The organism is Sporosarcina sp. ZBG7A (assembly GCF_000813425.1).
Taxonomy (GTDB): Bacteria; Bacillota; Bacilli; order Bacillales_A; family Planococcaceae; genus Sporosarcina.
The window spans coordinates 199982-215196 of the sequence record NZ_JWIB01000013.1; the positions used below are offsets into that span (position 1 = coordinate 199982).

A 15215-nucleotide genomic window follows, 5' to 3' on the forward strand; every position below is an offset into this window, starting at 1 on the left:
ACAGGCGACTTTCATCGCATACGGCGTGCCATCAATAGTACTAATTCAAAATGCTCATTTCCCCTACCTTAATAATAGTATATTCGTAACAATTACAATAGTTAAATCCTTCACCATTTCCCAACACATTCCTTTATCATTCGACAAATACATTAGCGCCATCGAAATTTATTTTCAGGAATTGCTAAATAAGCACGTGACCTCTTCAAATCACAAATTTAAAGGGTACCTATTATAAAATAGGCACCCTCTATTCCTAATATTTTTTTGTTTTCACTTCTTTATGAAGCTTTTTGATACTGTGATGAAACATTGGAAGATTTCCAAATTAGTTCAACCCATTCAGGATGATCGATAAATGGGTTTCGATTACCTTGGATTTCAAAGATCATATTATTACGGTTTTGTTCAAATTCATCTATCGGATCTTGTTCATGCCATTGTAGTAGAACAGAAAGCTTACCGTGATATGGATTTTTACCGTTGTTTAATTTCTCATTCAGCTCTAAATCTACTTTATCCCCTTTTTCATAACGTGTTGCCATGTAAAATATCATACGTGCTACATCGCCTTTAACACGATCAGGCGGCTCCCAGGAATTGGTCGTTTTCAAACATCCATTACACCCTTTTACGGCAGTCCCTCCATTATCAAAGTCGAGGCTTCCTCTTGAACTATTTACTTGTACATCAGTTGGACGCAAGTGATGAATGTCTGTTCCAGGACCATTGGAAGTACCAAAATCACCATGGGATTTAGCCCAAACGTGTTCACGATTCCAATCCCCTACATTACCACCATTTCTCGATTTTGAAATGGATGCCCCTGAATAAAGTAAAATCACGTTATTTGGATTGTTAGGATCCTCGTCTGTTTTCTTAAGTGCATCCCAAACATTCGAATACGATAATATTCGCTGATCAGAAATAATATCATGTAATGCTGTCTTTAATGCCTGACCTTCTTTACCAATAGCATCGCTATAATATCCCAAATTCGATTCTTCATCTTTTGCAACAGTTACTGTAAAACTTAGAGTTGCACTTAGATCCCCCTGGTATGCAGTTACTCCAACTATGTGCGTGCCTTCTTCTAAATTTAATACCAGAGTATTATTGGTAATACTTCCCTTCGTTGCATTAAAGCGAAGTGGCTTATTTACTTGGTTCTTAAAATACTCATTTAGTGGAATTTCAATAGTTTTACCTAAACTTACATTGTAATCAGAAATTTCCTTGATTACATTTGGCGGTTCGTTGTCATCAGGCAAAGAAGGGACCTCGATGGGTCCCCCTTTGGAATTAGTGATTTTGATTTGTGAAGCAGAGGCGCCGTTAATGAATTCAAGTTCCTCTACATTTTCGGCTCCTCTGATTTCCTTGATGTTGGTACCATCGACAATTACTTTTTTCACCGTGGTTCCTGCAAAGTCAATAATCGCTCCTGACTTTACTGGTTTGAGATGAACGTTAAGAGTTTTAAATCCTTCTCCATGGAGTTTCGCATATTCCCCTGTAAATAATACGCCTTCAATAATGATTGAATTGCCATCAATCATTACATCCACACTTGGTTTACTAATTAGAAGCTTCTTTGTTTTGAAAGATGTAAAGCTATACGACTTTTCAGCTACGATCGGCGGTTTAACTTCACTATTTTTCACTAGGGATAGCTGCACCATAACCGGATCGTGGTCACTCGCACGGCCCGCCATATCGGTATAATCCGCATTCACATGCAACATATCGATTTCAGCAGCATCTGCTAAATTGTTCGATACGAGCACATGGTCAAGCACTTGTGAATTTCCTTGATAGACGTAAGAATATCGATCCGATTCTTCAACTTTATTCACAAGATTCGTCATCAATTCGCCTTCGTGGATCTTCAGCGCATCCGTGAATTGGAAGTCGTTGAAATCGCCAAGTGATACAACATTCGCATCTGGATCTTTCGTTTTTACATCTTTAATAAAGTCATATACGATATGCGCAATTTTCTTGCGCTGGATTTCGCTGTTGTACACCGGTGGCTGGACAGATCCAAATAATGGCGTATCTCCACCTTTCGAATTCCAGTGGTTCGCGATGACGATAACATCTTCACCTTGGAACGTGAACTCTGCTGCAAGTGGCTTTCGGCTACTATTGAACGCTTCATTCTTGGGATCAATTCGTCCTGGATTCACCGTCAAACCACCATTTTCATACCCAACCGCTGTTACTGCATCCCCATGAGGTGCTCCTGTTTTCATTGAAACGCGCTCAGGATTATACAGGAATCCAACACGGATATTGGCATTCGGCTGTCCACCATCTTGGTTATTCACCGGATCGATATTGACATACTCATACTTCACTCCGCCAGCGTCTACAATCGCTTGAATTAGACGTTCATAACTTTGATAGGCTTCAGGTCCACCCGCATCAGGACCGTTATTGTCTTGAACTTCAGTAACACCAACAATATCAGGACTTTGCATATCGACCGCAAAGGCACGTGCTAGCTTCTTCGCTTTATCGGCAGAAGTCGATTTTGTATTGTTCGAGAAATTCTCCAAGTTGTACGAAGCAAGTGTAAGCTTTTCTTTATCCTTCACAATTGTCGTCGTTTCAGGAGCTGCATTCCCTTTTACAAACTTCGATTTCATATCATCGAGTCCAACGTAAATTTTATAGTTTTGGTAGGAATAACCGACGACTCCAACTGTCGGCCCTTTGAAGAAATCACCTGTCGCCACTTCAAAATCGCGTGCTGGACCGTTTGGTTCCATACGGAATTGTACGAGATCCGCGTTTGGTGCGTCTTTCTTCAACAAGATGCCGCCGTTTTTCGTTTCTGTCTTACGAGTTTCCAACACAGTTGCCAAATCCCCGTTTTGCTGAGGTGCGACAGCTTTCACATTACCCACTTCAACGAGCATTGCTTCCCGGCTCTCCCAGAAGTCGCCTGCATATTTCGCCGGATTGAATTCCTTTAGACCTTCGCTAAGAATTTGTTCTTTTGGAAGGTTGGATTCATCAATAATGAACGGTTCAGGAAGTTCAACATTTCGATCCACAATTTTCACAACGCCGCCACGGTCTTCACGAACGTTGATTTGCGTCGTTTTCAAGTCCGTCTCTTGACGGTCAGAGAATCCATCAATCGCATACTCACTCACTTGTCCAGTGACAGAAACCAAATCACCTTTCTTTAAGTTCCATGCATCACGACCACTGTACAGCACAACAGCTTCTGACGTATTCAAATCACCATCGCGCTCACTATCAGGTGTTTGGATGTGATAATAGGTCGACCCCAGCAGTTCATATTTATAGGTGACAATTCCCTGCACGCCATCCACGACTTGTCCTGCAAAAGGCGACTCATGTCCTTCGCCTTGGATGTCATGAATTTGCAGCGCGTCGGTAATCGTATAGTCAAACGTTTGAACTGCACTCAAACGGCCATCCTCCGTTTTCGCAACTGCTTTCAACTGAACGGTATCCGTAATCTTCAGCGGTGTGGCATACGTTGAACCCTTCTCGATTGGATCTGTACCATCCAATGTGTATAAAATTTCTGCATCCACGGTTCCAGAGGTCAACGTCACGTCTACACTCTTAACAAATGTTCCGCTTCCTGGATTTGCTGCAACCGGCTGAACGACTGTTGAATCGGCGATTACATCTGCAGGTCCTCGTGGAATCACTTGGTAAACATCGTCAAACTGCTGAACAATCCCAGTGATTGAGTCATAAGTCATGCCCGCTTGCAATCCTAGGTTGTCGTTTTCATCACGAACTGTAAATTCCGACCCGTCTGTAGCAATGAAATTCGCCGACCCGGTGCCCGCTTCTTTATTTGTAAGCGTCACATTGTTCACTGTGACAAGCTGGGATTCCACTGTTTCACCAATGTCTTTACCCTTCACTGTTTTAGGTTTCGGTTCAGTACCTGACTCCTTTTTTACAAGCGTTGCGCCGTCTAATTGTAACAATCCACGAAAATCGGCAATCTTACCAGTTACTGTTACTTCATCGCCGACTTCTACTGCTAGACCTGGTGGGCGTACAGCGATGCCTCCGGTTCCGTCTTGAATGGAAATTGTATTCTTCAGTTTCGCAGCGACAATTCCTTTAACTGTTGCATTCTGACCTGCTTGCAATGCCCGAGCATCTGAAATACTAATTACTTCTGCAGGTGCTTCCGGCTCTTCAGGATCGATCGAACCGGATCCATCTAAATCATGGGCACCAAGATTCGTAAACGTGTCTTTCGGGTAAGCCGTCCATTCTTTCGCTCGGTCAAAGGCATCATCGATGATAGAATCACCTTTCAATATGCCTTTATTTCGAACAAGTGTCACATCGACGCCCCATTTGTCCAAAGACCCAACTTGTCCAATGGAGTCGATCGCCGCATTCCCTTTTTTAAGTACGATGGCATCGTCACCGTTGTAATTTGTGACAGCACCATTTTCCAAATCCGCTTTGGCTTTCAACTCAGCAACAGCTTGATTATGCACAACAACATATGTTTTTCCATTTTCAAGTGTTCCTGACAGCTCTAGTTTGTGTGTTGGAGCTGTAGCTCCATTGGCATACATTTCAACTGAATATCCGCTTAAATCAAGCGTTGCTCCTGTGCCGTTATACAACTCAATCGACTTGTTAAAGCTAGAGCCTTCGATGTATTCAGAAATCAGTAAATCCGTAGCTTTTACCGCAGTAGTCTCAACTGCATAAACCGGAATGGCTGGAGCCACTACTCCTGTAACAAGTGTCGCTGCCATTAGTGAATTGAACCATTTCTTGCCCGTTCGACCGTGCATTGCCTCACACTCCTAGTTGGAATGGACTCTAAATACGGACTTAAAAGCCCATCCGCTTTAGAGTCCTAGTTTCACCTTCATTTTGTTAATTTAAAGAATTGTGTCTCCATCTACGTCTATACCAGTGAAATTATATGAAGATCCGACTAAACCCGATACATCTAAATTCCCTTTGACTTTAATGTTAGAGAAAGTGATATTAACCGAGGGTGTACCAATTAAAATCAAGTTGCCCTTAACTTCGGCATGTTCCAATTTACTAAGGTTGTTTACCGAAACAGTTACATTCCCTGCATAAACTTTCGGACTTTGATTTGTGCCTGAAAACGCAGGACCATTTACAATAATGTCAACGCTATTCCCGTCTTATACCGCAACAGCGGCTTTCGTTTCGGGCCTACACCGTACAAGCGACTTTCATCGCATACGGCGTGCCATCAGCAGTACAAATTCAAAATGCTTATTTCCCCTATCCTCATAATAATGTAGGTGCAATGAAAATAATAGTTAAATTTTCCGACAACTAAATACATAAGTTACTGTTTTTCGACAACCGATCATTCTAATCTACTCCTAAAATGAAAAAGGCTCTACAATAGATTGTGATCTCATTCATTCGCCCACCAAATCGTCTGAATCGTGTATTTCAAAGATACGCACTTTTAAGGATTGCCTTAAGGAGGGTTATGAGCAACAAAGATCTAACAAGCGTTAGAAACAATAGTGGTTTTCACAACTTCTTTCGAATGGACGATGCTAAAATTCAGGCTGTGGATGTCACACACGTTGATGTTTGTTGGTTGATTCTTCACATCTAAACACATGGCGACCAAAGATTTTCTGTCGAATTCACCTAGAAACTATTTGAACAAGTACAATCCATCTTCCGGACTCTTGATAGAACGGTTCTTGTATAACAGGATATTTTCTTTCAAAATATTCGCAAGGAAACTATGTCAACTCTCTGCGCTGGATGCGACATTAACTGGGCGACTTGTATTCCTGATGAATTAGGCTGGTTTTTGTTATGATTGTATTCTTTCATGAGTTCTCCTCCTAAATTAGAAAAAGCCCTAACCCAATTGAGTGGATTAGGACGCTTCTTGTATTCTGAATTATTAAATCTATTTGAAATTCGAGTTAAAATGACAGCAAAAAAAGGAAAGTCCTCTAACCGATTACTTGATTAGAGGACTATCTCCTTCATTCAACTACCAAATTGTATGATTAGCATCTGAATTTAGTAATGCGCAGGCCACGCACTTTTATAATGATTTTTAAGGTTGTAACACAGCTACCATATCAGCAATTGTTTCATAATAATTAACGTTGTTACCATTTTTTTCATTAAATACTGCTGTAGCTACCTGATTTAACGTAGGTGATGTTGAGCCAGTATACGCAGCCCAACCCATTTCAGTTGTAATAGCTGTAATTGCCGTTTCTGTCGCAGTTACATCAGTAGCTGTATTTAGGTTATTTACTAGTGTCGCATACTCTGTAACCGAAGCCGTTAAAGCAGCTTCAATTGCCGCGTAATTGGCAAATGGTGCTTGAGGAACAGTTGCTTTAGGTCCTTTTTGAATTAAATGCTTTGCAACTTCAACCTTTTGGATAGATGAAAGTACATCATATCCTGCATTTCCAAGGTATCCAAGTCTTACACTTACATTCGTTTCACTACCTTGTAAATTAGTATCAATCACGATATTACTTTGTCCAGTTGCTAACAATGTATCAAGTACTGACTTCTCATTAGCTAAAAGAGTTTTAACCCCAGGAGCTAGTCCATCGTACTCAGCCAATGCGGCCTTGATGATTGGCAATTTTTTCCCACGATTAGTTCCATCGTTTACTACTGTAAGAGCGGCATTATGTGTTGATTTAAAAGCATCTGCCAATTGTTGTGATGTGCTATTCTCGTCTTATACTAGCTTTTCAATTTAAGGTAGCTTTCGATCCGAGCCTACACCGGACAAGCGACTTTCATCGCATACGGCGTGCCATCAACAATATTATTCAAACACTGTAAATCCCTTGAAATTTATTAGAACTATATAACCGTTACAATATAACTATATCGATAGCAAATAGAGAGACCAATTACCGCAATAGTAATTGGTCCTACTATTAAATTAAGCAACTTTTTTAGGGAAAAAAGCTTCGAATAATACCACTGACTAGGTTCCTTCGCTCCTATCAGTTTTATCCTCCTCACATGTTACCATGCAAGTCCAAACGGCTGACAATCAACACTACTATGAACCTGCTGCCATCTTAATAGGGTCGCTGGTACTGAATTACCTATCCTACTAAGACTTCAAACGTTCCGTTACGTCCATCCCTTGTTTTGACAACCTTAGATCTCCACTATCCAGGAGAGAGAAAGAACAGTTTAACAGTCAATTGCACTGATCTCCTATCTACATTTCAGAAGAAAGGATGAATATCGAGGTCCTAGCAATGTCGCGACATTCACTACCTCACCCTGCCTACATGGATTCGTCTACCTGATCATAGTTATCTTTTAAAGAGCCCCGCCTCAAAAACGTTTGAGTACGACTTCACCTGACTTAATCCCTTCTGCGAAAACATCAGCGCGTCACTGGATCCAGGAGGATTAGGCACTTGCATAAAGACTGTTTAGCAAGATTCGGAATTACACCAAATAATTAGACGGTAACAGTTAGAAAAAATCCCCACGTAACATAACTTTTTCAAGTAATCACCATGGGGATATTCCGCTAATTTCACTAGCAATCTAGTTTATATAGCAACGTTTCGTTTATTTTTATTAAGAACCAGCGATAACTTTAACAGTTTGCAACAAACCGTCAATACGTACATTTAATTGTAGTGATTTACCAGAATCGCCAGCAACGAAGCCTGATCCAACACCAGTTGCAGCAAATGTACCAGTAGTTTCTTTATTTGTAACAATTACATTATAGTCAGTTCCGACGCGTTGTACACCATATTGATCCTTTGCAACGAACTGAAGTTTACTTGCAGTACCCACACCAGGAACTACAGATTTGTTTAACTCAGCGTAAGGGACCTGAACTACTCCACCTTTAACTTCAACAGAATCATATTTAGTAACAAGTGATTGTGAAACAGGTGCAGCATCGTTGTAAAGTACTTCTTTCTTAACTGTGTAAGTATTGTCTTTATTAGCAACCAATACAGTCAATGTAGATGCAACGTCTTTAGAATCAGTGACAATTTGTTGTGCCGTATATTCACCATCAGCTGCAATCTTCAATCCATTTGTTGCAGATACATCTTTAATCATATTTTGATTAACTTCTACTCTCTTACCGTTATATAATCCGTGAATAGTTACATCCTGGTCATGGGAAGCTGACGTCGCGCCAGTATAGAACTTATTCAAATCATCAATACCGAATGAAGTTAGTTTGTCTGCATCAACTACAGATACTGTCACATCTTTAGTATCAAGTACTTTACCAGCAGCATCTTTCAAGATGACTTCATACTCTTCAGTCCCAGCAATTGTGCTTGCTGTAATTGTACCATTAGCGTAAGTAGTTACATCATTATTTGAATCTTTCGCTTTAATAGTAAAGTCTAGAGCAGCATTGGAATCTGCATCATCGAATGCTGGAGCTGCAATTGCTTCACCATACTGGTCAACGAATTCAACAGCGCTATCTAAATCAGTGCTCAATGATGTATCATTTGCCAATAGTGAAACAAAGTCTTCTGATACACCTTTAATACCTGAAACAACTGGAGCCTCATCAGCAGTGAAATTTAAAACTTGAGATTTACCAGTAGCAGTAACAACAGTTACAGTAACATTTTTTTGTGAAGGAGTTAATTTAAGAACTGCTTTCTTATTCAGATAATCTTGTTCAACTTTCACAGTTCCACCAATTACATTAATTGTAGTATTAGTATCCAATGTTAATGCTGTGTTTGTTCCACCCACAGTTACATCCTTGAGTGCAACTTCTTCACCGTATGTGTTTGTAATTGATACAGGAAGTTCAGCAGCAACACCATTTTTAAGAACTGTCGAAGGTGATTGAAGCGTTACAGTATCTAATTTAGAGTTATCTTTAACTACGATTGAAGTGTTTCCAGTTTTACCAGTTCCAGCAGCGATTACTGTAAGCACAGCTGTACCGCTTGTTGCTACTGCAGTAGGTGCTTGCAACTTAATTACAGTTCCGCTCTTCGTATCTGCGAAACCATTAGTTTTTACAATGCTACCATTAGAAGATACAACAGTTACACCAGCTAATTCAGAAGCTTTGAGTGTATTACCATATTGATCTTTAATCGTAACAGGAACGTAATATTTCGTTGCATTTGCACTCATGTTAGCAACATTAAGTGGCTTTTTAGCTAGTTCTACATCATCTGTCTTAATTTCGCCTAGAACAATTGACTCTACAGCGGCAGCTTGAGCTACTTTTAATGTTTGAGTTGCAGTTATCCCTGTAGCAGAATCAACAATTGTTACGACAACTTTATCATCTACTTTAAATACGCCAGCAGCTCCACCGAACACTTTTAGGTTGCCATCTTTATCAATTGTATGCGTACCCGTTCCCTTAGAAGAAGTAACAGTAATATTAGAGTTTGATGCTGTTGCCAATTTAGATGTGATATCTTCCCCGTACTGGTTTTCAGCAGAAACTTTACCAATAATATCATTGCCACTAATAACAGCTACTTCGCTCAAGAAGGAAATCTTAGTTAGTTTTTCAGCAGCTACTGTTGTTTTTCCTGAAATAGCATCATCTGATAAACCAGTAACAGTTACTGTATAGTCTCCAGCAGCTAAAGCTGTATTAGCTTCAATTGTTGCAGTCATTTTATCTTCAGAGAATACAGGTGCTTTTACTGTTGGTTTAACAGTTCCACGTTTCACTTCAAACACTGCTTTAGCAGTATCTACAGGTTTTGTGAATTTCACTTCAAGTGTTTTAGCGTTAATCGCCTTTTCCGTTCGTTATGCTAACCACAAAAAACGCTCCAATCCCTTAAGTATCAAGGGATTGGAGCGTTTTTCGATTTCTTAAAAATCACGTTAATGTGGGTCTTCGTGATCAGCTCGGGCATAGTACGATAGAAACCACAGTGCTCTATACCAACCTTTCGCAGGATGAACAAAGAGAGGTATTAAAGAAAATGGATAAAGAACGCGAAGAGAAAAATGATGTGAATAGCTTGAAAAACCTACTACTTTCGCAAATGAATCCGAAAAATGGGGAGGAGAAATGAAGCATCGAGGAATGTCTCTTAACGTCGATGAATTAGGTTAAATTGTGATCCCTAAGGAGTTAAGACGAACATTTGATATTGATACCGGTACTCCTAAGGAAGTAGTTGTGGAAAATAATGGTATTATCATTCTTAAATTTTCATCCGTTCGTGCCTGCATGTTGACAGAAGAGATGTTAGATGAAAATAAAGTGTATTCGGTGGGAAATATTCTTAGCCCAATAGGTTCAAGAGAGTTTCTAGAAATCATTAAAGCGAAACATTGATTTACTCCTATCCCCTTTCTAGAAGCTATCCATTTATGGTATCCATAATAAACAAAACTATACCCCATATCATTGTCTGGATTGGCAGACAGTGCTATGGGGTATATTCCATGTTCAAATTTATTAAAATGGTCAGTGACATCAATTCTAGGGGCTTGGCTTGAAGTTATTTGTCATGAAATGACAATGACTTAAGCTATCCTTGTTGTTTTACTATTGTTAGCATACTCTCTAAGGTGGCAAGTCTTTTATCAATGTTCTCTTCATTGTATAAGAGTTCTTGTATACGTGTATGGACTGCAAATCCTATAGGTGTTGAAACAACACAAAATATTGTCAAAAAAATATACGGAATTCAACTATTTGGAAAGCTTCTGAGTCCTCACAAACTACGACAATCGTTTGCAAATTGATGGTTGGATAAAGGTAAATCTAGCAAAATTCATTGAATTGAAATTGCTTTATCCGTTAAGTCATTTGTGCTGTATATTCTTTCCTCAATTCTTCAACTGCTATAGGTTAAGCCGGATTTTTATCCACTGTTATGACACGTCTTAAAAACATGAAAAGACCGCAAAGCTTTCTTGAAGAAGCACTTTGCAGCCTTAGCATCATTTATAAAGATGGTTCACTCCAATATTATAGATCACTTTGATTGATTATTAACCTTTTCTACTACGTAACTATTTATATTAGTATATTGGGAATTGCCTTGAAAACAATCATACACCTCATACATTGGAATGATAAATTGTTTATCTTTTTTTGAATATAAAACTTGCTGCGATTTGATGTAATCATAAAAATCTTGAGCATTTGGAATTAGGTGTTCTATAGTTTGATAATCATACCAATTATAATCTTTTCCAAGTTTTCTTCTGATTACTTCACCTACATATGCGCCTATTCGTATTGAAAAAGTATTCAAATTTTTTTTTATCAATTCGGTTCCTTTTACCTTTTCAATGTATTCATCAATGATTGAAAGGCTTTCAATACTGTAATCTAAATTTTCTTTTGTAAGATTTATTTGATCCCATTGGTTTGTTGAGACGTCCCTATACATTAATGTCGATAAACTTTTAACCACGTGGTTTTCTTTTTTTAAGAATAAATACATTTAACTCTCTCCTTAATACCAGTTGAAATACCCATTTCTAGGAAATCTGTCTCTCTTATCTAATTGATTAAATATATAAGTCCCAGGATTAAGAAAAAAAGAAAGCGCTCCTACTCCATAGGTTATATATCCAATTACTTTACTAGCGATAGCATTTGAAATTCCTTTAGCTCTCATAGATTTCTTTAATTTAATGTAGAATGTAGTACGTTTACTGTCTGCCAACTGCTTCTCTGATAGTTTCTTTAAAATGCCTTTTACACTATTCCCTATAGCTCCAGCTGCAAGAAAAATTGCGGCATTAATTGCACTAGAAAGGAAGTACCTTGAATTCCACCATGCGTTTTTCCAATATTCACCGTTAGGGTCAACATTCATTACCGGATTATTATTAGCATAATTATAACCATTCAACGTAATAGGATCACTTAAATCCCCTCTCACAGGATCAAGCGACAAAAACACGCCGTTATCAGGATTATAATATCTAGCCATCAAATAATATAACTTAGTATCCTTATCATATCGGTACCCTGCATAACGATATGGATTTATTTCTGCCATTTCTCCACTTTGAGTTAGAATATTTCCCCAAGCATCATAGCGATACTCAGCAACTACATTACCATTATCATTAACTAAACCCAGAACATCTCCTTTATAGTTAGTCAAATAATAATAATCTTTGCCCTGATAAGTCATGGTTAATGGAACATCATTATCATCATACGTATATTCTTTCAGGATATTAAATTGAGCATCTCGCTCATAAACAACGTTTTTTCCTTCGTAATAATAATGTGTCTTTCCATTACGATCATTCGTATAATTCCGTCTTCCTTGGTCATCATAGCCATACGTTGCAATGATTGTTGAACCTTCTTTAATTTCTTTAAGTTGGTTTAAATCATCAAATGTATATGTGTACTTTCCATCTGATATTAAATTCCCATTTAAATCATACTTATAATCTTGATTTCCTACTTTTGTTAATTGATTAGCAGCATTATATTTGTATTCAGTCATTTCGTTTACGTCTAGTGAAACAAATTTCTTCGCTACCCGATTACCTACGGAATCATATTCATATGATATAAGGGTTCCATCTTCTAATTGTTCACTTATTAATTGATTCAATGGATCATAATCATAAAGAATTTCACCAGAATTAGTTACAACTCTCTTTATTTGATTATTTGCATCATATTGATAGGTGAAGTTTTCAAGAACCGTTGAATAATTAGATTTGAGGATTTCTTTATCTAAAAGAGTCTTATTATATTCTCTAATTATGGAGCTATTATGACTATTGTCAATTGGATCGTTATTAAAATTAGTGGATTCTAAAAAACCATCAGGTGTATAGCCAAAATTAATAAATGGTCTTCCGTTTTTTTTAATTTCTTTTGTTCTATATACATCGTCTGGAATGTAATTTAATGTATTCCATCTTCCGGAAACATTATATTGTATCTCTGAAATATAATTTTCTCCAAGATACTTATAGTTGGTATAATCAATTCCTTCTCTAACTGATTGTACCAAACCGTTATCGTAATAATCGATAGATTTTAATATGGCATCTCCTTCATATATATCTGTGTGATTATCTTTATAATCATATCGCCATTTCACTTGACCATTAATTAATTGAGCCTGCAACCTTTGTGACTCATCATATTGATTTGCAATACTAGAACCATTCGGCAATAAAGTATTAACCAAGTTGCCATTACCATCATACTTATATTCTCTTCTTTGATTTATAGCATTTATTTCAAACTCTAAGAGATTTTTTCCATTATAACCATATTCGGTAGTGTGATTTTTCACATTCCTAACAGATTGTAGGTTACCATTTTTATCATATTGATACTTTGTATCATTTTCATTAGCATCCGTTACTAACTCTAATTCATCTCTTAAATTATAGGTGAATTTTGTTTTTTGTCTATTCCCATCTGAAAATTCAAGTAGATTTCCATTGAAATCTCTTTTTGAAGTGCTGATATTGTTATGAGCATCAATTAACTGTTCAGTTTTTACACCATCAGCATAATAGTTTTCAAATTTTTCTGCGGTATTATCCGGATTCACAACTTTTGACAAATCACCATTAGCATCATATTCATAGATGGTAGTTAGTTTTTGATTTGCAGCATTATTGTCATCAATTTCAGACTTTATTACATTTCCTTTTGCATCATACTTATAATTAGTAACCTTTCCATTGGAATCTGTTTCTCTACTTATATTATTGAATGTTGTATAGATGTAACTATTTTTGTTACCTTCAGCATCTACAGTTTCTAGTAAGTTCCCCAATGAATCATATTTATTCGATTCTTTGACGACTTTATTGTTATTCTTATCATACGTATATCTAAATAATACATTGTAATTTGAATCTAATGTAACTTCTTCTTTTTCACCTGAAGAGTCAATCGATTGCTCTATGACATAATTATCATTTGAATAGTAAGTAGATGTGTTTTCTTCAGCATCCGTTACAGTTGCTTTTTTTTCAGCTCTATTTAATGTATAGCTCGTTCCTGGACGATCAGCTGAATGGATTTCGTTGTCCGTTTGAGGTTCTTGGACTCTAACTAGATCTCCATTTTTATATGTGTAATCTGTTTTTCTAGTGTTTGGATCAATTATTGTTGCAAGTAATTGATCTTTGTATTTAAAAGTAGTCCTTGTAGTTTCACCAATTCTATTTTTTAATACATCTACATATTCTAAATAGTCATTTGCCGTATAAGTGAAAGTTATTACTTTATCATTATCGTAATTAACTTCGTATAGAAGATCTTTGCTGTCGTACTTCAGTTCAATAAATTTGTTAAGTTCTTTTCCTAAATCAGTTTTAATATATCGCAACTGATTTTTGCTATTATATTCATAATGGACTTTATTATTATTTCTATCAATCTGTGTCTGTATATAAGCAACTTTTACATCAGTATCACTAGAGGTCTCAAGTACTTTAAATATGGTTTGATTTCCACTAGTATCATACATTGTATAAATATCAGAACCAGATTTTTTTATTGTCTCATACCTGCCTGCTGGTGCGTAATAAGTAGCTGTAGATCCATTATAAGAAAACTCGTGATTTGTACCGTCTTCATCTTGGTAATTTAAAATGTTAGCCGTATTTTTGATGTTTAAATAAATTTTTTCATTTCCAGTAAAACTCCACCCATATCCTAAAGCTGATTTTTCCAAGCTTTTACTATTATATGTTCTTCTAAAAGTTAAGCCAGAATCTGCTCGACCTAGAACAGTAAAATCATCATATTGAATAACGTTATTACTCGTCGTTAAATTTGTATAACTAGTACCGCCAACTAATGGGTGAGAATCATAGGCCCAATAATCCTCTAATCCTAATCTAGCATTCGTTTTATATGTTACAGTCAGCATTGGTTTATATTTAGCGGCGATTACTTGCTCACTACTTGCAAACTTTTTATAATACCCCAATGTTTCATTCTCGCTTTTTAAAAGTACACCATAATTAAGCGAAGGATACGTTAACCATTCTTGCACAACATGAATTGGAATATCCCACTTTTTCATATCACTATCGATTGTATTAGGAGCACCAATCCCTGTTACAGTAGATAATTTATTACTTGTAACATAGTCACCTCCACTAGAAGCCCAAGGTGTAGAAGGAATACGTTTTGCATACGTCCATGATGCTTCATCTTCAGCCCATTCTTTTTTAACTTTGTACATGCCAACATC

7 protein-coding genes and 1 pseudogene are annotated in these 15215 nt (G+C 37.2%); 1 reads left to right on the forward strand and 7 read right to left on the reverse strand.

Going from position 1 to position 15215, the window contains the following annotated elements:
• Positions 1-281: 281 nt before the first annotated feature.
• From RL70_RS06000 to RL70_RS06010, 4 genes are all read right to left on the reverse strand, one after another.
• The gene (locus tag RL70_RS06000; protein WP_052245808.1) at positions 282-4817 is read right to left on the reverse strand and encodes an endonuclease; all 4536 of its coding nucleotides are present in this window, start codon (positions 4815-4817) and stop codon (positions 282-284) included.
• Between the two features lie 701 nt (positions 4818-5518).
• A complete protein-coding gene (locus RL70_RS18370) occupies positions 5519-5641 on the reverse strand; it encodes a hypothetical protein (RefSeq protein WP_369795201.1) in 123 nt (40 codons plus the stop codon).
• Positions 5642-6094: 453 nt separating this feature from the next.
• On the reverse strand, positions 6095-6643 hold the full coding sequence (locus RL70_RS06005) for a hypothetical protein (RefSeq protein WP_156137921.1): 549 nt from the start codon (positions 6641-6643) through the stop codon (positions 6095-6097).
• A 968-nt stretch (positions 6644-7611) separates the two neighbouring features.
• Positions 7612-9720 carry a hypothetical protein gene (locus RL70_RS06010; protein ID WP_156137922.1) on the reverse strand — a complete coding sequence of 703 codons (2109 nt, stop codon included), beginning with the start codon at positions 9718-9720 and terminating at the stop codon, positions 7612-7614.
• Between the two features lie 397 nt (positions 9721-10117).
• On the opposite strand from RL70_RS06010, the gene RL70_RS18375 reads away from it, so the two are divergent.
• Positions 10118-10339, forward strand: a complete 222-nt coding sequence (locus RL70_RS18375; protein ID WP_369795197.1) for an AbrB family transcriptional regulator — start codon at positions 10118-10120, stop codon at positions 10337-10339.
• A gap of 522 nt (positions 10340-10861) precedes the next feature.
• On the opposite strand, the pseudogene RL70_RS18380 reads toward RL70_RS18375, so the two are convergent.
• The 3 genes and pseudogenes from RL70_RS18380 to RL70_RS06020 all read right to left on the reverse strand — a co-directional run.
• A pseudogene (locus tag RL70_RS18380) lies at positions 10862-10952 on the reverse strand (IS6 family transposase); the annotation flags it as partial.
• A 33-nt stretch (positions 10953-10985) separates the two neighbouring features.
• Positions 10986-11459 (reverse strand): hypothetical protein, encoded by a 474-nt coding sequence (locus RL70_RS17235; protein WP_052245809.1) that lies wholly within the window; start codon positions 11457-11459, stop codon positions 10986-10988.
• Between the two features lie 12 nt (positions 11460-11471).
• Positions 11472-15206 (reverse strand): RHS repeat-associated core domain-containing protein, encoded by a 3735-nt coding sequence (locus tag RL70_RS06020; protein WP_039042507.1) that lies wholly within the window; start codon positions 15204-15206, stop codon positions 11472-11474.
• Positions 15207-15215 lie beyond the last annotated feature (9 nt).

What these genes read in the sequence shown, in the direction of transcription:
- RL70_RS18370 (WP_369795201.1), bottom strand. Translation starts at nt 5,641, where the DNA reads ATGTGTTTAGATGTGAAGAATCAACCAACAAACATCAACGTGTGTGAC.
- RL70_RS06000 (WP_052245808.1), bottom strand. Translation starts at nt 4,817, where the DNA reads ATGCACGGTCGAACGGGCAAGAAATGGTTCAATTCACTAATGGCAGCG.
- RL70_RS06020 (WP_039042507.1), bottom strand. Translation starts at nt 15,206, where the DNA reads ATGTACAAAGTTAAAAAAGAATGGGCTGAAGATGAAGCATCATGGACG.
- RL70_RS17235 (WP_052245809.1), bottom strand. Translation starts at nt 11,459, where the DNA reads ATGTATTTATTCTTAAAAAAAGAAAACCACGTGGTTAAAAGTTTATCG.